The following is a 21092-nucleotide window of genomic DNA, read 5'->3' as shown; positions in this document are numbered from 1 at the left end:
ATTCGCGTGGTGGGGCTACTGCACAGACGTCAAGCATCACGATTACCGGCACGAATGATGCGGCGACGATTAGTGGCGTGTCGACAGGACAAGTGGTTGAAGATAGTGGTCAATTAACAACCGGCCAATTACATATCGTTGATAAAGATGATGGCGAGTCTAGCTTTAAACCAGAAACGATTGTGGGCACATTTGGTACTGCACATATTGATGTAAGTGGTCACTGGACTTATGTGCCAGATAATATCAAATCACAGTCATTATCAGGGGGGCAGGTCGAGCACGAACTACTGACTGTCCATAGTGCGGATGGTACAGCACATCAGCTAAATATCACCGTAAAAGGCACTAATGATCTTCCTGTAATAATAGGCGCTAGCACTGGCGCTGTAATAGAAGCGGGCGATGGTTCCAGTGGCAATGCCGATGCCACTGGAACGTTAAACGTAACCGATCCAGACATGGGCGATACCCCCAGCTGGCAAGTGGTTCAGGGGCAGGGCCGCTATGGTCAGTTGAGTATTGATCAACAGGGACAGTGGCATTATCAACTGGACAATACAAGCCATGCGACGTATACCCTAGCAGCTAATCAACAGGTAACAGAGCACTTTACTGTCACGGCCACAGACAGCAGCGGCACACCGGTACAGCAAACGATAACGATCGACGTGACGGGCACTAACGATGCGCCGGAGATCACCTCTATTACAGCTCAAGCAGCACATGAAGGCGATACGACACTAACAAAAGGGATAATTTATGTCGCAGAGCACGATAACCACGACCGAGTTAGCTTTTCTTCCCCGAGTGTCGACGGTTTTGTACTCCAGCAGAATGGGAAATATAGTTTTGATCCCAGTCACAGCAGCTACAATCATTTAGCCCAAGGCGATGTGCAAACAATTACAATTCCGGTAACTCTTACAGATTTGGCTGGAGCTAGTGACACGAAAAATCTTGTCATCACCTTAACCGGGACTAACGATGCGCCGGTGTTAGATCAGATTCAAGCGCAAAGTGTTACGGAAGACGGCCAAGTGCTGACCGGTCAGTTAACGTCAACTGATACGGATGACCATGACGTTGCGCATTATAGTGTATTGCAACAAACCGACGGATTTACCCTGCATGCAGACGGTAGCTATAGCTTTGATCCGGGCCATGCGAGTTACCAACACCTAGCGGCAGGTCAAGTTCAAACGCTGACAATACCCGTTGGTGTAGTCGATCAAAGCGGTGCGACTGACACGCAGAACTTAACCATTACCGTGCACGGAAAAGATGAGTATACCCCACCTGTCATCAGTATCGATATTGACATTGCCAATGGTGGTCTGGTTCCCCAAGCAGGCATTATTGGCGGGCCTTCCGTAGCTAGCTATGAATATGACTTAGATATTTCTGTCCATAAAAATCCAGGAGAAACTATAGACAGTATCGCTCTAACACATCTACCCAATGGTGTAGCTCTCATCTATGACAATGGCCACTCGGTACCGCAAAGCCACAATAGCTATCAAATCGATCCGGCACTCAGTGACCAACTAAAACTGATCTCTGATCATGCGCTTACCGCGACCAATTCAGGTTTTGAAACTACCGTTGTCACCACAGATACTGGCAGTGGTTTACAAGCGACTTCCGTCATCGATGCTCAGGGACAAGTTCAGGTCAGTACTGTTAATTCGGTTACCCACGATGAGTCTATCGATAATAATGAACTATTGAATGAATTTACCATTGATGATCAGCAAATGACTGCATCGTTAGTCGCAGAGCAGTTTGAATATTCATTTAGCGATGAACCTCTTCTTAACTTTTCTGCAGCTCATGAACAGCTTCAGGAAGAAAATAGCTCAGACAGAACAGATCAGAAATCTCTTGATACTTCAGAAGAGCGCGCCGCTACTGTTCTTGGTGGAGCCTCTGAAAATGAGGCAAACGATGCTTTACAAACCATGATTGAAGAACATCTAACAGCCCACCACAAGACTAAGGTAAAAGACGAAGCAAACATTGCAACGAAGAGTGGCGATAGTGAGCATTCTGATGGCGCTCAGAGCCAAACGGACCTTGCTGTAGACGGCACAGAACCAGACGAGTCAGTGGGTGGCAGTTCAAGCTCACATTTAGATAGTTTAGTGGCCAAACCCGATGATGATAGTTTGCCGCCGATATAGTGATTAAAGATTGCGTGACAAAAAGATGCCAACTCGGTCATGCCGGACTTAATCAGGTATCAGGTTGACGCGTTAGAGTTTGAGATAACAGAATTAAATAGCAGTTCAGAGGACTAAATGACGAATCAGCAGGATAATAATTCTCAGATGGAACAGTGGGATACTGGCTCGCCAGAGCGCACGCATTTTGATCCTTTGCTCGATAGCTTAGTCATAGTTTCAAAACTCTATGACAAACCAAGCACAGCAACAGCATTAAGTGCAGGCCTTCCCCTCGTCGAGAACAAGCTAACCACTACCCTGCTCCCGCGTGCCGCAGAGCGTGCAGGCTTGTCTACTCGCATGCTAAGCCGCGAACTCGATTCAATTGTTCCAGAGGTATTGCCTGCCATAATGTTACTTCACAATGGCAATGCGTGCGTACTGAATCATATCGACAAAGATTCCAATCAAGCGACCATTATTCGACCTGAAGCAGGCTTGGGTGAGGAAAAGCTTGATCTCGAGACCTTGAATGAGTTTTACACCGGATTTTGCTTTTTTATCAAACGCGAATACCAATTCGATAAAGAACGTAAACTGGTGACCGGAGAAGCCGGTAAACATTGGTTCTGGGATACGCTCCGACTGTCATTCCCTATTTACCGTGACGTCATCATAGCATCGGTATTGATTAATTTATTTGTTCTCGCAAGCCCATTTTATGTTCGCAATGTGTATGACCGCGTTGTACCTAACTCAGCCTTTGATACTTTATGGGCATTCTCAATCGGTATCGGCATCATTTTCTTCTTCGACTTGGTGTTAAAGTTAATACGTACTTACTTTCTTGATGTCGCAGGTAGGAAATCAGATGTTATCTTATCATCTAAGATATTCTCGCACGTTCAGGCCTTAAAATTAGAGTACCGGCCTTCTTCAGTAGGCTCGTTTGCAAAAATGGTCAGTGAGTTCGAGAGCATCCGAGACTTCATCACCTCTGCAACGATGAGTACGCTCGTTGATATTCCATTTGTAATTATATTTTTGATTGCGATCTACATATTCAGCGGAAACCTAGTGATTGTGCCAATCGTCGCAGTACTCATTATTCTCATCATTACCATCGTTATTCGGCGCCCGGTCGATGAGTCAATCACGCATAGCTATGGTGCCTCGACCGTCAAGAATGGTTTGCTCATTGAAACCCTGAACGGTTTAGAGACGGTTAAAAGCAATCGTATGGAAGGCCTGAATCAGCGCAAGTACGAACAAAATGTCGGTGAAAACTCCTATTGGAGCAATCGCTCTCGCTTGTACTCAACCATCGGCACCAGCACCTCTGGTTTTGTTCAGCAAATGACGACTGTCGCTCTACTGATCGTTGGCGTATACGAAATCTCAAACCATGAACTAAGCATGGGCGGTCTGATCGCCGCAAGCATGCTGACTGGGCGCGTAATCGCCCCAATGGCGCAGGTAGCAGGTTTGATCGCTCGCTGGGGTCAAACTAAAGAGGCGTACGAGGGCATCGAGCGAATTATGCAAATGCCGGTTGAGCGTGAGGAAGACAAGCAATACCTACAACGCAACCACACCGAAGGACACTATGAGCTTGAAGGCGTAGGCATCACTTTCCCTGAACAAACAGTGCCGATCATTAAATCCGTCTCGCTTGATATTCCTGCAGGCAGTCGACTGGCGGTGATCGGTCGAATTGGCTGCGGAAAAACAACATTATTGCGCTTGTTAATGGGGCTCTATACACCGACCGAGGGCGTCATCAAATTGGATGGCATTGACATTCGACAACTGGATCCCAGCGATTTACGTTCTTTGATCGGATGTGTTGAACAACAACCGATGCTGTTTGCAGGGTCCATCCGCGAAAACATTGCATCCGGCACACCTTATGCGACTGACGACCAAATTCTAAAAGCCGCAGAGATGGCCGGCGTATTGGAATTTACCGCGACGCATCCAGAAGGATTAAATCGACAATGTGGAGAACAAGGACGCATGCTCTCAGGCGGGCAGCGTCAATGTGTTGCACTCGCACGCGCACTGCTTCGCGATCCAAAAATCTTAATTTTTGATGAACCAACTAGTGCACTAGATCAAGACTCAGAGCGACGTTTAATCACGCGTTTAAGCAAGCTCGCACCTGATAAAACAATCATCGTATTTACACAGCGTCTTGCAATACTGAGCTTGCTCGACTCGCTCGCGGTAATGGATGATGGTGAAATTCTAATGCACGGCGCCAAGCAAGAAATACTCGATCGCTTATCAGGAAAAATACCTGCACAAGATAAGTCCGATACTAAAGACGGAGGTGAAGCATGAGCACTAGTGATCACCTCAGCAAAAAACAATTGAAGAAGCTGCATCAAGAAGACTTAGATTTTATTACAGATGCCTCGCAAGGCGAGTTAATGCGTACGCCAAAAGTGGCGCAAATCACCTTATGGGTGTTGCTCGTCATGGTACTCGCGCTCATTGCTTGGGCTTATACATCGAGTATTGATGAGATTGTTCGCGGCCAAGGAAAAGCCATTCCGCTCAGTCATACACAAGTCATTCAAAATCTTGATGGCGGTATTATAAGCGCTATTCATGTGCGTGAAGGCCAAACCGTGGAAGCGGGTGATCTACTCATGGAACTAGATGCAACAACTGCCGGCGGCTCTCTCGCGCAATCAGTTGCAGAAACCTCTTCTTTAATCGCAGAAGAAATGCGTTTAGCGGCAGAGGTTGCCGGTACGGCACCTAATTTCACGGAAGAACAAATCAAACAGAATAAACGCTTCATCGAAACCCAAATTCAACTATACAAAGTTCGTCAGGAAGAACTACATAAACAAGTCGAAGACATTCATTTAAAAGCAAGCAAAGCCCGGCAAGAACTTGTTGCGGCGAACCAACGTCAACAAGATCAGCAACGACAAGTGCAGCTTGTTGAGCAGCAACTAAAAATGAATGAGCCTTTGCTAAAAATGGGGGCCGTATCTGAATCTGTGGTGCTCGATATTCAGCAACAATTGAGTCGTGCACAGTCTGAAGTCAATTCCACAAAAAATGAAATTCCTGAACTGAGATCAGAAATAGATCGCCTTCAAAAAGAAGAAGAAAGCGTTGTGGCAAGTTTTAAAGCCAAAGCCCAACAACAACTTTCTGAAGTAAGAACGCGCCTTGATATTGCGCGTGGTAAACAAACTGTGAGCGCTGCGAGCGTTGACCGAACTGAATTGCGCTCTCCGGTGGATGGCATTATCCAGACCTTGCACATAAATACGATAGGCGGGGTCGCGAGACCAGGCGCAGAACTTATCGACATCGTCCCTGTGGGTGATGAATTACTTGTCGAGGTGAAAGTAAAACCTAAAGACATTGGCTTTGTTCGCCGAGATCAGTACGCCAAAGTGAAAATATCGGCCTTCGATTTTGCTGTCTATGGCGGATTGGATGGCAAGGTCGAAACCATTTCTGCTGACTCAATTACGGACCAACGCGGAAATAGTCACTACCTTGTGAAAGTACATGTAGACCAAGCGTACTTTGATAACCCTAACGGGCGCTTGAACGTCATACCTGGCATGCAAGCAACGGTTGATATCAGCGTAGCTGAACGTTCAGTATTGGAATACATCATGAAGCCGCTGTTGCGGGCCTTGCAACGCTAGAGCTGCGCGGGAGTAGAACACTGGGTCAATATTTGACGCCAGTGTTACTAACCAAATGACAAACGAAACTAATCTAGTCGAAGAACACGAACCGTATTTTCAGCAGGTCCCGAACCGCTTTGTGGCGCACGTCTTTCTTGGAAGATAATGGCCGTTTGACCCTTCTCCGAATTAACATCGATAGCGAGTGCTTGATTATCCGTAGGAATATCTACGATAGCACTTTCATTTTCAAAACTCTGTTGAGAAACGATGCTGTTAGTCGATTGATCAAACAGACCGGTTTGTACTCGAAAATAGGCTACTCGAACTCGCGAAGTATATTGAGAGCAACTGCCCGCCCCAACATTGTCGGCGTCTTCACAAAGGCTCTCTTTGTACGCGATCGCCATATTGCCATTACCGGCGAAAGCCATATCTAGCGCATTTTGCGTGTAGCCTGCACTACCAACTAACCCTGCTTGCAATACCTGAGCATCATCTAATTGATAGCCTGCTTGATCCGCTCCCGAAAAATTAATACGTCTGATAATCGGTCTCTCATTACCATCTTTCGTCGCAAAAAATGCCCAGACCATATCGCCATCAAGTGCCTTAACAAGTCGCGCATTGCGCGCTGTATCGAAAGTCAGCCCGCCATTGATGATACTTGAAGCAAGTGTCGCTGGGTGCGCCCTATCAAGATTCTCATCAAGAATGAACAAACCCACCTGATCATTTGTCAGTTCATCGAAAGTCACAAACAATGCTGCTGAACCTGATGCTAATTCGACTTGGGGATTGGCATACTGATTCGTACCGGTAGTGTCTTGGGCAATAACCTTAGAAACATGACTGGTAATACCCGAAGCATTCGCTGAGATATTTGCCGCAACAATACGATCAAGCGTTACAGTAGAACCGTCGGTGTAACTTAGATTTTCTCCGAACACTAAGCCCGCTTTCAGAGTATTTGAAGAAAACTCCGCAGATAACGAAAGTGAACTGAATTGCTGAGCGCTCGCATTCAATTCAACACTTGGATCAATGTCCGAACACCGATCTTGATAGCTAGCAGAGCTGTTTGGTTTATAAGTCAAACACACATCGTAATTCGAATTTGACTGCACAATGTAAGCATAAACCGGATGCTCCTCCGAGCCATAATCCACGACTGTAGAGCCAAATAATTGAACATTATCAGTGTACGTCGAGCTGATCAATTCAGTGCCACTCATATTGAACGCACCTTGTTGCACCGTCACAGTATCAGTGCTCGAGGAACCCGATGTGAACGCAAAAGTACGAACGCCTTCATCAATAAAAGTCGCAACACTCGGTAGCACATTATCTAAGAATAAATTTGGTGGCGGTTCACTCCATTGCGCATTGTCGTATTCATAGGTGATGTCCTTGAAACCCTCTTGAGCACCATTATCCATCTCAAGCCTAAAAATAGCGGAGATATTGCCATCTTCATCGATAGAAATAGCCGGGCTATCAATACTGCGTGCCGTCGCACCTGTTTCAGCTAAGGTTTGCTCATCATGCCAAGCAGGACAGTTCGAGTTAGGATTATTCAACTCAGGATAAGAGGAACACTTTTGAATCGTGCCCGCAGAGCCTCCTCCGCCTCCACCGCACGCAACAAGCAATACTGAAGCAAGGCTTGCAGGAAGAATTTGGATAAGTCCTTTCGTCATAATCTCTCCGAGAGAGGCCTCGTAATACTAAGACCAAAAATGTGAATCATTGGGCGGAACGATACGATTTAGACATAAAAATGTAAATCCAACAAAATCAACTACTTATAAAAAAAATACATTGTCACAGAATTTTTATATTCAAGTGCGACTTTCTAGCGCAAAAAACAAACATCTACTATGCTGAATATAAATAAAAATTCCGCCAAACATCTGGCCGCGACATTATCAAGGAGTGATCCAAATATGCGACTTAGAGCGACGATCTGCATTCTCGTATCGAGTGTTGTCTCATCCTCTCTGGCTCACTCTAAAACCTTAGAAGAAACAACCTTCGAAGCACTACAAAGTAATCCTGAAATGTCGGTCGCTCTGCAAAGCTACTACGCATCGCGAGAAGACTTAGGCGCTGCGCAAGGAAACTTTCTACCAAGCTTAGATTTAAGCGCTGACACTGGGAAAGAAGATATCGATCGACAAGGCGTTGGTGAGACCAATCAAACGCGAACCCAAGCAAAGTTACAGCTCACTATTCCTGTATTTCGCGGCTTTGCGAATGTGAGCGAACATGATCGCGCTGACTTCGCGATGCAAGCAAGTTATTACCAAGCCTTGGGGCAAGCAGAACAAACTTCTCTATCGATCGCTAAAGCCTATACCGATGTTTTAAATGCACGCGATGTCGTGCGCTTATCAGAAGAGAATTTAAAGCGGCATGAAGAAACTTTTGAACTTGTTAGTGCACGAAAGAAACAAGGCGTTTCTAACAAAGCTGATTTGACCCAAATGAAAGGACGTCTCGCACGCGTCAAAGCCAATCTACTTTCCGCAAAGAATAACCTGCGTGATGCCGAAACCGTCTTCGCGCAATTGACAGGCGAACGCCCGGCCACCCTGATTCGTCCAGAAGTCGATCAAGCTTACATCCCCGAGAGTAACGAACGTGCTCAAACCTTAGCGTTGAACAATAATCAAAGCTTAATTGCGAGTCGCTTAAACGTGCAATCCGCTTCCGCCAATACAACGGGGCTAAACTCGCATCTTTATCCTGACTTAGATATCGTCGCTGACCGCAGATGGAAAGACGACGTTTCGGGGTTTGATGGCGAAGAAAACGAGTGGCGAGTTCTGCTAGAAATGAATTGGAACCTCTATCAAGGTGGATCCAACGCATCACGACAGAAAAAAGCACGTTATGAAGAAGAAGCTGCACGAATGCGCTCAAACCGTGTTTACCGAGAAGTTCAAGCAAATGTTGACGCCTCGTGGGATGCTTATCTAACCCTCAAGCAAACACTTATTCACCTAGAAGACTACGTCAATCAAAGTGAAGAAAGTGCCACTCTTTACATGGCTCAATTTAAGGCAGGTAGGCGAACATTACTCGATTTGCTTGATGCACAAAATGAGGTGTTTGAAGCAAAAAAACAGTACTTGGCTGCCGATTACGAATACATCTATACACAATATAGAGTCATAGCGAGTATGAGTTATATTCTCGACGCATTACGCGTAAATGTTGAAGGTTCTCTCGCTCAAGAAGATTCATAGCCAACGATCAATGAGGATCAAAAAATGTACTCACGATGCTTACTCTTCATTTGTTATTTCTCATTAATCGCATGCGCTCATCACAGTACCGAAAACACTGAGGACAACCAAGAGTTCGGTTCAGGCTTACCATCAAAACATGCTGAAACCGCTCCTGAACCCTACAAAGTTGAGCCCTTTCTAAAAGAACATAAGACTCTAGATGACCAAGACGACGATGGTGTCATCGATCAAAGAGATCAGTGCGATAAGAAAAGCACAAATGCCGTGATTGATAACGAAGGTTGTGTTGAGTCTTACAATGAAATTCAAAGCATCGATTTGGGTATTCAGTTCGCGAGTAACAGTGCCGAAATTTCGAAAGAGTATTACCCAGTTATTGAAAACCTTGCGAAAACCTACAAGCAAAATCAGAAATTCATGCTTCTCATAGAGGGGCATACAGATAGCACTGGCTCTCCCTCCAGCAATCTAACACTGTCTAAAAAACGAGCCGATGCTGTTGCGAATGTTCTCATCAAGCAATATCAGATCGACTCCCAAAAAATACTTACCGCTGGGTTTGGCGCGGATCAGCCCATTGCCTCGAACGCATCAAAAGAGGGGCGACAACAAAATCGACGAATGATCGCGCACTTAATCACACAAGAACGCGTTATCGCGAAGCAATATGATATATGGACTATTGAGCTTGGTTCATCGAGCAAATCATCGACAAAGCAATTTAACGCCATCTAATCTTCCCTACTCTTCCTCTCTTTTTCAGACTCTTTTTCCTTCTCTTTCACCTTCTTATTTAGACCTCCAAATCACAATTGTTTGCCTTTTGCCTCACGTAACAACGATCAGATCTCGTTAACATAGCGTTACATTAAGGTAAATTTCGTATCACATTATTATTATAGCGAAGAGGTCGCTGCAGTGTTTTCAGTAGTGGAAGTAACAGGTCCAGTATTTTATATGGATTGGACAGGACGTCGCGTAGAAATTAGGGAGCAAGACAGCTTAACCAAGGACGACTTAGTCTCAAGCCTATCGAAACAGAGCATTACCTTAAAAAATACTGCCGGTCAGCGTTTCACTCTTGATACTGATACACCTCGTTCCGTGGAACAACTCATCAACCAGAGTTCTGCTGAGAACAAACGCAACTCGCTTCAGGCTTTAAAACATCTAGAAATTCTTAACAACGAATACAAAGGTACGATGATTTCAGACGAAGGCATCGGTGCTTATGGTCAATTTAAACGCTTGAATCAAAGCACTTCTATGCAAGCTCAAGAATATCAGGGCCGTTTCGGCTCACTGATTGTGTTTGCTACAGGAGAATGGTTCTACCACTTTGATGAAGCTACTCTTGATGGCATCAAGCTTAGCGAAGGCGCACGACAAACTGATGCTTTTACCATCAGTGTTCAAACGCGTGACTTAGATATCGACTTTGCCTTCGATATAAAACTTCAAGGTTCTGAAGACATTCCTGAGATCGTCGAAACACAACTTGAGATGTTAGAACAACACGAGAAATCAGTTGAAACGAACGTTGTTGCTGAAAACGAAATCATGTCAATGATCGATGAGTTGCTCACAATCAACTAAGAACAATACGCTCAAATTACTAAATGCGAAGCAAATGAACTGTCTGCTTCGCCATTCCCTCCAGTTTAAAGCTTTAGCTTGAGGACCTGCCGCCACTCTGAGCAGGAATAAAGCTCTCGGTTTAGCCATCGATTCCGTAAACCTTGAATAAAAATAAAATATTAACGGACGAACCATTATGAAGATTTCTCGCATAGTTGCGGCAGCTAGTATTAGCTTGTCTGCAACAATTCCGTTTGGACAAGCCACTGCGCTCAGACTTTAGCTTCGACATTTGCTGAATGTTGTTCGACACCTTCGGTTGTGCCAACACCATAATCACAATCATTAGAACCATGATCGTTAGTGGTGCAATCACCAATACGCCACCAACCAAATAGATAATGAACAAGAACAAAAACAAAAACAAAAACAAAAACACGAAAGGTAGATCTACAATCGCCGTAATAGTCATTGAATTAAGAAAGTCTCGAACCCCATCGAAGTCTTGAAATTGTTTAGCGAAAGTACCAATGGAATTCGGCGTGCTCTCGCTTTTAGAGGCCATTACGTTCTGCAGGATGCGGGTCAATAAAAACGTATCAATGTGCTGACCAATTTTGTCCGTCAACATGGGTCGAGAAGACTTCAAAATCCAATCAAAGATCAGACCGATGGTGACGATCGCGGTGAGTACCCATAAGGTATTAAGGGCTAGATTGGGCACAACTTTGTCGTACACGTTCATCGTGTAGAGCGGTATAAATAAAGCGACTAAATTAATGACAACCGAAGCCAATACCGCATCGCGATAAATGGTCTTATGTTTCACAACTTCTTTGACGATCCAGTTATCACAGAAACTCTTTGATGGTTCGAGCTCTCCCGCGTCATCGCTTTTGAATTCAACATAGAATTGCGCCAAGGGCGAAAACTCAATGAGTTCTTCAGCTGAAAGATATTTTCGGTACGTTGCTTAATATCAAACACTCGCCAGTGGCCTGGCGTATATTCAAGAATCACTAATGATACCTTGTTTTCACCGACTAGAAGCAGAGACAGTAAGCCGAGTAAGTCATCAACCCCTTTCTCGTGAACTTTGCTAGTGGGTGTAAAAGTAAGATGGTTAATGCGTGCGAGCTCATTGAGCTGCTCTATCGAAACACTTTGAAGAGGTTCTTCACTGTCTAACTGATGTGCTTCTTGGTGATAATCAAAGTATCCAAGCGAACAAGCTACAGAGTCAAACGCTGCACGATATGATAACTCAAGACTAGAAGCATCTGGTGTACTAGCCCCTAAAGCCTCTGCTTCTTGCTCAGAGACAGTCATCACGTGACCCAAGGACTACTTAGCCTGAGTATCGATCTGTTCTGTTTTCTCTGATTCTGACTCATTATTGTCATCCATCCTAAACTTTCCATTCTTTTGTATTAAATTCCAAAAGTAAGATCAGTTTCAGGATACTTTTTCGCACTACGCCTTATCTGCGAAAATATGCATCAAAACAATTGGTTGGCTGCTTACAGGCGGGCCTTCATATAATTTTGATGCAATTCAAGTTTAGATTTTTAGGATTTCAAGTTATTTCAAACTACATAACAAATTTACAAAATCGGTTGCAAAGCCGCTTGTAATTAGGTGATCCATCTAACGCCGATAATCGTGCGTTGACCACCTAACTCGTGGTTTTGTCTTTTTTCGCTTGCATAATTAGAGCGACCTCTAAGCCAATCACAACCAGTGATAACACTAAGAACCACCAAACAAATGCTTCAACGAAAGCAATGATGCCGACCGCGACAAATAGGTAAAAGCCTACGACGGCATAGCGGTAGTGCAAGCGCAGACCATCTGTAAAAACAGTAAGCGCTAAGATCAAAAAGCTAACGAGAGCACCCTGAGAAGGATCGAGACGTCCTGCATCCATAAACAAATAGACCATGACCAGCGCTGTAAATCCGCCTATCCAATGCCCAGCATGGTGCATCACATAGACTTTCCCATCGCTTTTCAGCGCCAAGAAAGTAAACAAAATGGCAAGAAAAACGAAGATTCCCATCCAATAATAAATACTCGTTTCAACAGAAACCTCAGTAATCACAACACCGATAATCGATAACACTAGAATCAGGATGGGGGAAAACCAATGACGTGTTTGACGCTCTTCCATTGCTCACTCCTCGTTATAAAAACCAAGACAGTAAAGTCTAAATTTCGCTTAAATCAATACCAGATATTTCTGCGTTGACCGATGCCAAAACGCTGGAATATTCCTCAATTAATCGATCAATATCGCTTTCACATTTCGTTTGAATCGCTGCTTCTAGATCATTTAATAGCGACTCAAGGTTCTTAGCTCCAATGGCGCCAGCAAGACGTTTAACAGTATAGATTAGCCGCAAACTATTCATTTCATCTTTTTCTATACGTTTTTGATCTAGGGCGTAGACACCGTCTTCACAGCAGCGCTGAAACTGCATGAGAATCCGACAATAAAGATGTCGATTGCCATGCAATGCTGTCAATGCAGCATTCGCATCAATCATGTTCTTGGTATCAGATTTTGGTTTGGCGAAAGATTCATCATTGCCGATCGAGGTTTTAAGAGAATGCTCTTCGATCTTTTGCAGTAAGTCTTCAAGAACAAAAGGCTTGGTTAAGAAGTCCGTCATACCGACTTCAAGACAACGCGCTTTGACGTCTATCGCAGCGTTGGCAGTCATGGCGACAATGGCTAGCTGCTGCGGATCGAAAGATTCTCTGATTTTTAAAGTGGCACTATAGCCATCACAAACCGGCATTTGCAGATCCATCAGCACTAAGTGATACTGATTCTTAGAAACACAGTCAACCGCCTCAAAACCATTCGAGGCGATATCTAATTTAGCGCCTTCGCTTTCAATAAGATATTTGGCAAGCTCTTGGTTGATGAGATCGTCTTCGACCAGGAGTAAGTAATAGCCTTTCAGCCGATTTTCCCGTTTGTTTTGAGCTGCTTGTGGGCATTCGACTTCTTGCTGCGCAGGTGAATAACGTACTTTAAAGAAAAAGGTCGAACCTTTACCTTCGGAACTTTCAACCCATATTTTACCGCCCATGGCTTCGCATAGTTGTCGCGATATGGTTAATCCTAAGCCTGTTCCGCCGTACTTACGACTCATCGAATTATCAGCTTGGGTGAAAGGAGTGAACAGTGTTTCCATCACAGCTAAATTCATGCCAATCCCTTGATCTTGAACGGCATAGAGAAGAATAAAATCGCCTGAATCTAGTTTCTTATCCATAGAAATAGAGAGGCTCACGCTACCTTGATCTGTAAACTTAATCGCATTAGACATTAAGTTATTTATCACCTGTGCTAGACGATTCGGATCACCGACGAGCATGCTAGGAACTTGCTCATCAATATCCACGTTAAGCGCTAAGTTTTTATTTCGAGCAGCGATCGTGTGGGTATCTAGCAATTGTCGAATAAGCTTAGCGTGGTCAAATTCAAGCGTTTCGAGCTCAAGCTTACCGGCCTCAATCTTAGCCATGTCAAGAATATCGTTGATTAGAGAAAGCAAGCCTTTTGACGAGGTGAGTATATTTTCTAAATAGTGTTGGCTTTGGTCTTTGCTCAGATTCGCGTTTCGATCTTCATTGGTCAGCACTTCACTGAAGCCAATAATGGCATTGAGTGGTGTGCGCATTTCGTGGCTAATCATGCTCACGAATTCGCTCTTAGCCTTATTCGCTTCCATTTCTTTTTCAAGCGCTTGGGCCAAGTCAACACTGCGCACGTCTACCGTTCGTTGCAGATCTTCAGAAAATGACTTTAGAGCCTCATTGGCTTCCCATAATTCTAAAGATTTTTGCTCGAGCAACTCCTCAGCCTGCTTTCTCGCTGCCCGCTCTCGCTCTAGCCTGCGCTTCCATTTCGCTTCATCTGTCATTCGCGCGACACTTAAGCCTTAGCCAAGGTAAAGGTTTGCGCGGTACCATCTGTTTTAGGGTCTTCGCGCGTGATATTTATTTGCTCTCCAAAATGATTAATGGCGCCGAGCATCAGGCCATATGCGAGTTCAGCAAAGGGGCGATTACTGCGGTATTTCATAACAAGGGTATTATCGTCAATGCGCTCTGTACCAAGTTGAGGCAACTCGGCGTCTGGGTAAAGTTTGCGCACTTCTACGTGAACATGCCCATCGATTTTCTCTAGAAAATCAAAAGAACTTTCTGCATTCGCAAACATGTCGGAAAAGCTCACACTGAATTTTTTGATTAGGTGTTGACCAAAGACATGTAATAAATCAGGAATAGGCGTTCCTGTTCTTGCTGACAAGGCGGTCACTAGCTGCAGCATTTCTTTATAATCATAAAGTCCTACGGATGTATAAGCACCGCCACTCTCAAGATCACAGTCGTCAATAATTTCGTCCACCATATCTATCGAGAACAGTTCTTCTACTAACTCAATGAACTCTGAAAAAACGACACCTTTCATTTCACCCTCCTCAGCAATATCACCAGCACTCTAATCAAGTTTGACTCCGCTCAGCGCTTACTCTGGTCTAGCTAACCCTAGCTTAGTTCAAAGTCTGAATAATACTTCATCAAGAACCTCGTAATTATCCTAGATTATTCACGCAATAACCGCGTATGAAGCCGGTATTTTGACATTAAATTTTATTGCTTTACTAACAATTACGTCTATATTTTGATTTCACTTACGGAGGGAATTCGATGATTGATATAGACCAATTGAACACACGCTTGGGGAATAATGCTGCGATCGTTGAGAAGATATTTGGTATTTTCACGGTTCAGTATGGCAGCCAAAACGCCGTGTTTGATAGCGCCGTGTCATCGGGCAATACAGAGGAGATTTATCATTTGGCACATTCGTTAAAAGGCGCTTTAGCCAATATGTGCGCTGTTGATGATGCTGCCGCAGCTGCTGAAATAGAGTCCGCAGCACGAGGCGGAGCTGTACCAGACGAAGCATTAATAGCAGATATGGAACAGCGTATTAAAGCTATTAATGATCAAATTCTCAGCCACCTCTCATAATGCTACATACCAGAAAGGCATGACACAAACAAACAAAAAGTCAGGCCTTTTTAGCAGTAAAAATGGCAGACTAAATGAGCGAAATTCAACGAGTCATCAAAAAGGCGATGCTAGATCATGCGCTAGATCAGCGTACAATTGATGACGCAGAAATTCCTGGCAAAACTGGTCGTCGTTTACAAATTCTGTTCTTCACGACGATTCTAATTCTTCTAATCTGGTCGACACAGGCCGAATTAGATATCGCCGTTTCTGCCCGCGGCGAAGTTGTTCTCAAACAAGACATCGAGAAAATCCAACACCTTGAAGGCGGAATACTCGATCAACTTTTAGTAGCCGAAGGTGACCGAGTCTTTGTCGGTCAACAAATCGCACGGTTAAAAGCGGCTGACCGGGATGTTGAACTGCAATCTGCTTCAGTCGAAAGCTTGGCATTACGTTTGGATATCGAAAGGTTAACTTCCCTAATTGAAGAAAGAGAACCCGATTTCTCGTTTTCTGCGATTGATGCACAATCTGCCGAGTTAGTCGAAGCGCAATGGCAAAGTTGGTACAAAGAGCATCAAAAAAATGAATCCAATGACATTATCGTCGGGCACGACATCAAGCATAAACGGGGCCTAATGGCCTCGATGAAAACAAGGAAAGCAAGTGCGCATAAGCAATTAAAACTCATTGAAGAACAACTCTCGATTAAGGAAGCTCTTTACAAAGAAAACGTCGCGTCTTATGTCGACGTACTTAACATGCGTGTGCAACGCATGAACATGACGCGCGAAATCGAGAATTTAGACGAAGGCATACTTAACGAAGAATTTGCACTCGCCAGGCTCGAGAAGCAACTAAACGACCAGCGCTTAAAACGTCATTCTGATTATCGCATGGAACTAAGTGAGTCCCGCAAAGATCTCCAACTGAAGGACCAAGCACTCATACGCGCGTCTGATAAAGTTGAGCGTATGGAAGTATTTTCTCCCGTTGAGGGCATCGTCGACAAACTTCACTTTAATTATTTAAGCGCCGTCGTCCCACCGGGCGAAAGTATTGCGGATATTGCACCCTTAGGCGGTGAACTGATTGCCGAAGTTAAGTTGGCAAGAAAAGACGTTGGCTTTGTCGAAATGGGGCAACTCACTAAGGTAAAGCTCGATACCTACAACTTTACGCAATACGGCAGCATCGACGGCACGATTTCATCAATCTCGAGAAGCTCATTTAAAGAAGAGGACAATGAGTTTTTCATGGTGCAAGTGAGCTTAGCACGTGACTACGTTGAGCGTTCAGGCCTGCAATACAAGATCACTCCGCACATGGAGCTCACGGCTGATATTCAAACCGGCACACGACGTGTGATCGACTATGCTCTGAAACCAATTATGGCCGCGATACAGGATTCCTTCGATGAACGCTAGCAAGCTCAGCGTAGTGGTATCAAAAGCTAACTCGCTATTATGTGCAGGCTTTGCGATCCTCTGCCTCGCTATCTCGGCGGTATTTGTCATTCACGATATGACGGTTACGCCCGAGAGCGACTTAAAACAATATCGTTTGGTCGAACAATCTGAACACCTCGTGAAACTCACGGAAACCCTGTTACACAATTCAGAAAGCTGCAAGAGCCAACCCTGTTTAGACGACTTTATCATCACGCCCACAGCGTTATTAAAAAGCGAGGCGGAACGCTTTCGAAACATGGTGGGACAAGAACGTAAAATTGCGAGCTTTGTCGGTGTCACCAGCCTAGATATTCTCACCCTACACTTAGATCAATTTTTACAAACGAAGGACAATCACGTCCTCTATAATCATCTACTGAAAGACAGTACCAACATCGAGGCGATGCATGCGCGTTTTTACGCACAGTTTGAGCTCTCCCAAAACGAGAAACAAGCGTTAAAAATAAAGCTGTATGCGAGCTTCATATCAGCCTCTGTCATCCTCTTCTTTATTGCATATTTATCAGCCCACTTTCGCTCTAAGACCCAAGAAAAGCTCTACACAGAGATCAACATGCGTCTGGATCAAACCGCACAAACCATTAGCCAATGGGATACCGATGGTTTTAAAACGTTACTCGGTGAGACCGATCTCAGCGAATTAGAGCGACGTGCCTTTTCGAAGGTTTTGAACACAGAGCACGAGCTTGATCACTTCCGTAACCAAATGGATTTGTACCGAAAACTATACGCGATGATCGGTTTTGAAATGCGCGGCATCACCACCACGATCAAAGGTGGTTTGCGCGTTTTAACCAAAGATACAGATGACCATGGTGTGTTCTTAGCGCATGAAATATCGATGGCTACGGATATGCTCGAAGAGTTGGCCGAGAATTTCAATCGCTTACTTTCATCGGGCCAAGCAGAAGGTGGCGAGTTTATCGACATTAATGCACTCCTCGCGAATTTATCTACATCCCTTGCAAGTAAGGTACGACGTAATAAATGCAAAATGGAAAGTTATATCGATCCGCACATTCCGAGTGTTGTGTTCGGAAACCAGATCGGCGTGTTCTGGACCCTGCTGTTCCACTTTTCAAATGCGATTACACAAATGAGCGACAAACACGCGTTGCTGCTCGTTCAATGCCAGTCAGCTGATAGCATCGATAAAATTGTGTTGTCATTCGAGCTTCTCTTCAGCAATGAACTCAGTGCGCCGCTCGACGAAGTCTTAAATGCAGAGTGGTTTGAAGCTCAGAGCCTAGGCTCACGCTCCGAGTCTCAGCAGCTATTGGGCAGTGATGCACAACTGAAAGTGCAGTGGTTAGATTGTTTAGACGAATCGTCGCCGACACTCACTCAAGCCGAAAAGTTAGTCGTCAGTATTGAAGCAACGCCAAAAGTTTATCCTGAAAACGAAGCAATCCTTGAAGGAAAGAAAGTACTGTTATGTGGCGACTCTCCATTGCAATTGGATATTCTCAGCCGCACGATTTCCGAATCTGGTTGTGGCTTGGAATGGGCAAGTTCACCTAACGATATTTTCAAAGCGAGTGCCAAGGCACAGGAGTTTGATGCCTTTATCGTGACAGATACGGTACCAGGCATTGAGTTGAAGTCATTCTGTAAAACACTTAAATCTCGCTTGGCAAAAGTAAAAGGCAGTACACGTCTGCTGCTTTCTGTGTCGGATCCTGACTTGGTCGAAGACACCTACCAGAATGTCGATCATATATTCTATCGCCCCTCAGACAATAAAAGCTTTATCACCAAATTGATTCAGCAGATCGATCAAGAGGAGAGTAAAACCGCTGTGACAGACGAGCGCATACTCGTTGTTGAGGATGATCAAATTCAGCAAATCATTTTGGTTCAGCTATTAGAAGAATTCGGCATTAGTTGCGATACGGCAAATTCAGGGGAAGAAGCGCTGAAATGTTTAAAAGAAGCAAAACCAGCGATCATTTTTATGGACTGCATTATGCCCGGTATGGGCGGCATTGAAGCAACACGAAAGATACGTGCAAACCCCGATCAATATGGTGAACTGACCGTCATTGGTGCTACAGCACTCACGAGCAACAAAGATAAAAAAGAATGTATGGATGCTGGTATGGACTACATTATTGGCAAGCCATATAAAAACGAAGAAATCTTCAAGGTAATCAAAAACTACATGGCGGTACAAAAAATAAGTTAGCGCGTCCCCACAAGGTCTGTCGCGCAGGGAGATAATCAACACGAATGTTGAAGTTCGTTATAACTAAACTGATTTTACTTAGCCAGCTGGGCTATGTTCAGCAAAGCTATGCGGATAGTCTCGCCTCTGTGGTCGAACAAGCGATCAACAATAATCTTGAAATCGCGAGTGCGCAAGCAGGCCTTGAAGCGAGCGAATACGATAAGTCGATCAGCCTTACTGAGTTTTTCCCAAGCCTTAGTGCTAGTGCCAATACAACCTGGAATGAATCCGACACAGAACAAGATCCGGGACCGGATATCGAAAACGAGTATAACGAGCATGGTTATCAGATCACACTTAACCAACGGTTATTCGATCTTGGCCGTCTATTTCGCTACAGCCAAGCACGTCAAGAATACACAATTGAACAGCTCAAGTTTGAACAAACCCGTCAGGAGATTATTTCTAGCGCCTTCAATAACTACCTTGAAATCCTTCAGCTTTACACCCGCAGACTCGCAACAGAACATGAGTTAGATTCATCTAACGCACTCTTACAACAGGTCAGTAAAAATGTCGAAGCAGGAAACACCGCCCGCTCGTCGCTATACGAGGCACAAGCAAAAGTGGGCAGCGTGAGCACTTTGTTAGTAGATCTACAGAAACGTATCGATATTGCAATCGCAAAACTACAAAAAGATGCCGGTTATCGTGCAAGCCCAACCTATGATATTGATCCGTCTATTTTGATTAGCGAAATTGATCAAGCCACCCTTTCGATTTACCTGAATCAATTGCGAGACTCCAATTTCGATATTTTGATTGCGTATCAAACACTTCAAAAAAGTAAGAGTAGCTTGAGTGAGACAAGATCAAAATTCTCTCCAACGATCAGTGCGGGTATAAACTACTCATACACTGATACGAATAACGCATCCTCTACTGTTCTGCCTGCCACTGGAGATAGTGATAACACGAGTTATCGAGTGACGCTCAACTTGCCAATCCTTATCGGTGGCGAGCGTTTCTTTGAGGCAAAAAAAGCTAAGCACCTAGTTCAACAATCACAGCTCGATTTTGACAATACCTATCAACAAGCAGAGCTTGATCTCAAACAAGCCGTATTAGAAGTCAATGCAAATGTTAAATCTGCCATATTGCTTAAACAAAACGTACAAGCAAATAAAGAGTCTTTCAAAGGACAAAAACGTGCCTATGAACTAGGAGAACGAACTTTGAGCGATGTCCTATCTGCCGAAAAATTGCTTTTTGATAGCCTCAGAGCCTTCTTTGATACTCAATATAACTATCTTAAGAATGTGGTTGAAATTCAGTCTTTACTCGGAAATTTAAGTTTAAAAATGGTCGCTAACATTAGTGCTCGAATGCGTCAATATGACTGGAGACAACGTCCAGAACTTGATTCTTTAATCAGAAGTATTGAGCAAGGAGGTGATGTATGAGATTTAAGCGCTTTCCAAAGCTCGGTTTAGAAGGAAGCTTTTATCTCATTTGTTGTTCAATTATCAGTACCTTACTTAACCTCGTACTACCATTTTCTATACTTATCATTTTTGATCGTATTTTACCTAATAGTGCACAATCTTCACTTTGGCTATTGTTTATTATTATTTTGCTTGCAGTGATTCTCGATGGCATTATCAGTCAAATAGAGCAAGTATTTGTTTCCCTTCAAATAAAACGCTTTGAATCGCATATTACAAAAGGCATATTCCATGCGATCTCACATGCAAATT

General features: G+C 44.2%; 17 protein-coding genes. 11 read left to right on the top strand and 6 right to left on the bottom strand.

The window, feature by feature from the left end; translation table 11 throughout:
- The 3 genes from A3739_RS14850 to A3739_RS14840 all read left to right on the top strand — a co-directional run.
- The coding region (locus A3739_RS14850) for a VCBS domain-containing protein (protein ID WP_082878430.1) at positions 1 to 2183 on the top strand (2183 nt) is incomplete at its 5' end.
- Between the two features lie 117 nt (positions 2184 to 2300).
- Complete coding sequence (locus tag A3739_RS14845) at positions 2301 to 4508, top strand: type I secretion system permease/ATPase (protein ID WP_082878429.1); 2208 nt, start codon at positions 2301 to 2303, stop codon at positions 4506 to 4508.
- On the top strand, positions 4505 to 5845 hold the full coding sequence (locus A3739_RS14840; RefSeq protein WP_068478833.1) for an HlyD family type I secretion periplasmic adaptor subunit: 1341 nt from the start codon (positions 4505 to 4507) through the stop codon (positions 5843 to 5845). Before A3739_RS14845 ends, A3739_RS14840 begins: the two co-directional genes overlap by 4 nt.
- Before the next feature lie 68 nt (positions 5846 to 5913).
- Here the strand turns inward: A3739_RS14840 and A3739_RS14835 are convergent, their stop codons facing one another.
- On the bottom strand, positions 5914 to 7527 hold the full coding sequence (locus tag A3739_RS14835) for a hypothetical protein (protein WP_068478836.1): 1614 nt from the start codon (positions 7525 to 7527) through the stop codon (positions 5914 to 5916).
- Between the two features lie 246 nt (positions 7528 to 7773).
- On the opposite strand from A3739_RS14835, the gene A3739_RS14830 reads away from it, so the two are divergent.
- From A3739_RS14830 to A3739_RS14820, 3 genes are all read left to right on the top strand, one after another.
- A complete protein-coding gene (locus tag A3739_RS14830) occupies positions 7774 to 9078 on the top strand; it encodes a TolC family outer membrane protein (protein WP_068478839.1) in 1305 nt (434 codons plus the stop codon).
- 24 nt (positions 9079 to 9102) lie between these two features.
- The gene (locus tag A3739_RS14825; protein WP_068473171.1) at positions 9103 to 9816 is read left to right on the top strand and encodes an OmpA family protein; all 714 of its coding nucleotides are present in this window, start codon (positions 9103 to 9105) and stop codon (positions 9814 to 9816) included.
- Between the two features lie 183 nt (positions 9817 to 9999).
- The gene (locus A3739_RS14820) at positions 10000 to 10677 is read left to right on the top strand and encodes a VCBS domain-containing protein (protein WP_156493751.1); all 678 of its coding nucleotides are present in this window, start codon (positions 10000 to 10002) and stop codon (positions 10675 to 10677) included.
- Between the two features lie 121 nt (positions 10678 to 10798).
- Here the strand turns inward: A3739_RS14820 and A3739_RS14815 are convergent, their stop codons facing one another.
- From A3739_RS14815 to A3739_RS14795, 5 genes are all read right to left on the bottom strand, one after another.
- The gene (locus tag A3739_RS14815) at positions 10799 to 11488 is read right to left on the bottom strand and encodes a hypothetical protein (RefSeq protein WP_068478845.1); all 690 of its coding nucleotides are present in this window, start codon (positions 11486 to 11488) and stop codon (positions 10799 to 10801) included.
- Positions 11485 to 11988, bottom strand: a complete 504-nt coding sequence (locus tag A3739_RS14810; RefSeq protein WP_068478848.1) for a hypothetical protein — start codon at positions 11986 to 11988, stop codon at positions 11485 to 11487. The genes A3739_RS14815 and A3739_RS14810 overlap by 4 nt, the downstream gene beginning before the upstream one ends.
- 346 nt (positions 11989 to 12334) lie before the next feature.
- Complete coding sequence (locus A3739_RS14805; protein WP_068477676.1) at positions 12335 to 12829, bottom strand: hypothetical protein; 495 nt, start codon at positions 12827 to 12829, stop codon at positions 12335 to 12337.
- Positions 12830 to 12866: 37 nt separating this feature from the next.
- Complete coding sequence (locus tag A3739_RS14800; RefSeq protein WP_068477678.1) at positions 12867 to 14594, bottom strand: ATP-binding protein; 1728 nt, start codon at positions 14592 to 14594, stop codon at positions 12867 to 12869.
- Between the two features lie 11 nt (positions 14595 to 14605).
- Complete coding sequence (locus tag A3739_RS14795) at positions 14606 to 15145, bottom strand: heme NO-binding domain-containing protein (protein WP_068477680.1); 540 nt, start codon at positions 15143 to 15145, stop codon at positions 14606 to 14608.
- Between the two features lie 239 nt (positions 15146 to 15384).
- Here A3739_RS14795 and A3739_RS14790 point away from each other — a divergent pair, with 239 nt between their 5' ends.
- The 5 genes from A3739_RS14790 to A3739_RS14770 all read left to right on the top strand — a co-directional run.
- On the top strand, positions 15385 to 15711 hold the full coding sequence (locus A3739_RS14790) for an Hpt domain-containing protein (protein WP_068477681.1): 327 nt from the start codon (positions 15385 to 15387) through the stop codon (positions 15709 to 15711).
- A gap of 74 nt (positions 15712 to 15785) precedes the next feature.
- A complete protein-coding gene (locus tag A3739_RS14785) occupies positions 15786 to 17123 on the top strand; it encodes an HlyD family type I secretion periplasmic adaptor subunit (protein ID WP_068477683.1) in 1338 nt (445 codons plus the stop codon).
- Positions 17113 to 19353, top strand: a complete 2241-nt coding sequence (locus tag A3739_RS14780; RefSeq protein ID WP_068477685.1) for a response regulator — start codon at positions 17113 to 17115, stop codon at positions 19351 to 19353. Before A3739_RS14785 ends, A3739_RS14780 begins: the two co-directional genes overlap by 11 nt.
- Before the next feature lie 44 nt (positions 19354 to 19397).
- Positions 19398 to 20798: a TolC family protein gene (locus A3739_RS14775; protein ID WP_068477686.1), complete on the top strand. Its 1401-nt coding sequence runs from the start codon at positions 19398 to 19400 to the stop codon at positions 20796 to 20798.
- Positions 20795 to 21092, top strand: a 298-nt coding sequence (locus A3739_RS14770; RefSeq protein ID WP_197472342.1) for a hypothetical protein, incomplete at its 3' end; no start/stop codon positions are given. The genes A3739_RS14775 and A3739_RS14770, both read left to right, overlap by 4 nt.

It is taken from the genome of Oleiphilus sp. HI0067 (genome assembly GCF_001635735.1).
The sequence above is the reverse complement of the archived record's forward strand: the minus strand, read 5'-3'. Positions and strand labels throughout refer to the sequence as shown.

Excerpts from the sequence above, each read along its gene's own strand:
- A3739_RS14775 (WP_068477686.1), top strand. The coding sequence starts at position 19,398 with ATGTTGAAGTTCGTTATAACTAAACTGATTTTACTTAGCCAGCTGGGC.
- A3739_RS14830 (WP_068478839.1), top strand. The coding sequence starts at position 7,774 with ATGCGACTTAGAGCGACGATCTGCATTCTCGTATCGAGTGTTGTCTCA.
- A3739_RS14825 (WP_068473171.1), top strand. The coding sequence starts at position 9,103 with ATGTACTCACGATGCTTACTCTTCATTTGTTATTTCTCATTAATCGCA.
- A3739_RS14840 (WP_068478833.1), top strand. The coding sequence starts at position 4,505 with ATGAGCACTAGTGATCACCTCAGCAAAAAACAATTGAAGAAGCTGCAT.
- A3739_RS14780 (WP_068477685.1), top strand. The coding sequence starts at position 17,113 with ATGAACGCTAGCAAGCTCAGCGTAGTGGTATCAAAAGCTAACTCGCTA.
- A3739_RS14845 (WP_082878429.1), top strand. The coding sequence starts at position 2,301 with ATGACGAATCAGCAGGATAATAATTCTCAGATGGAACAGTGGGATACT.
- A3739_RS14810 (WP_068478848.1), bottom strand. The coding sequence starts at position 11,988 with ATGACTGTCTCTGAGCAAGAAGCAGAGGCTTTAGGGGCTAGTACACCA.
- A3739_RS14790 (WP_068477681.1), top strand. The coding sequence starts at position 15,385 with ATGATTGATATAGACCAATTGAACACACGCTTGGGGAATAATGCTGCG.
- A3739_RS14805 (WP_068477676.1), bottom strand. The coding sequence starts at position 12,829 with ATGGAAGAGCGTCAAACACGTCATTGGTTTTCCCCCATCCTGATTCTA.
- A3739_RS14800 (WP_068477678.1), bottom strand. The coding sequence starts at position 14,594 with ATGACAGATGAAGCGAAATGGAAGCGCAGGCTAGAGCGAGAGCGGGCA.
- A3739_RS14795 (WP_068477680.1), bottom strand. The coding sequence starts at position 15,145 with ATGAAAGGTGTCGTTTTTTCAGAGTTCATTGAGTTAGTAGAAGAACTG.
- A3739_RS14835 (WP_068478836.1), bottom strand. The coding sequence starts at position 7,527 with ATGACGAAAGGACTTATCCAAATTCTTCCTGCAAGCCTTGCTTCAGTA.
- A3739_RS14785 (WP_068477683.1), top strand. The coding sequence starts at position 15,786 with ATGAGCGAAATTCAACGAGTCATCAAAAAGGCGATGCTAGATCATGCG.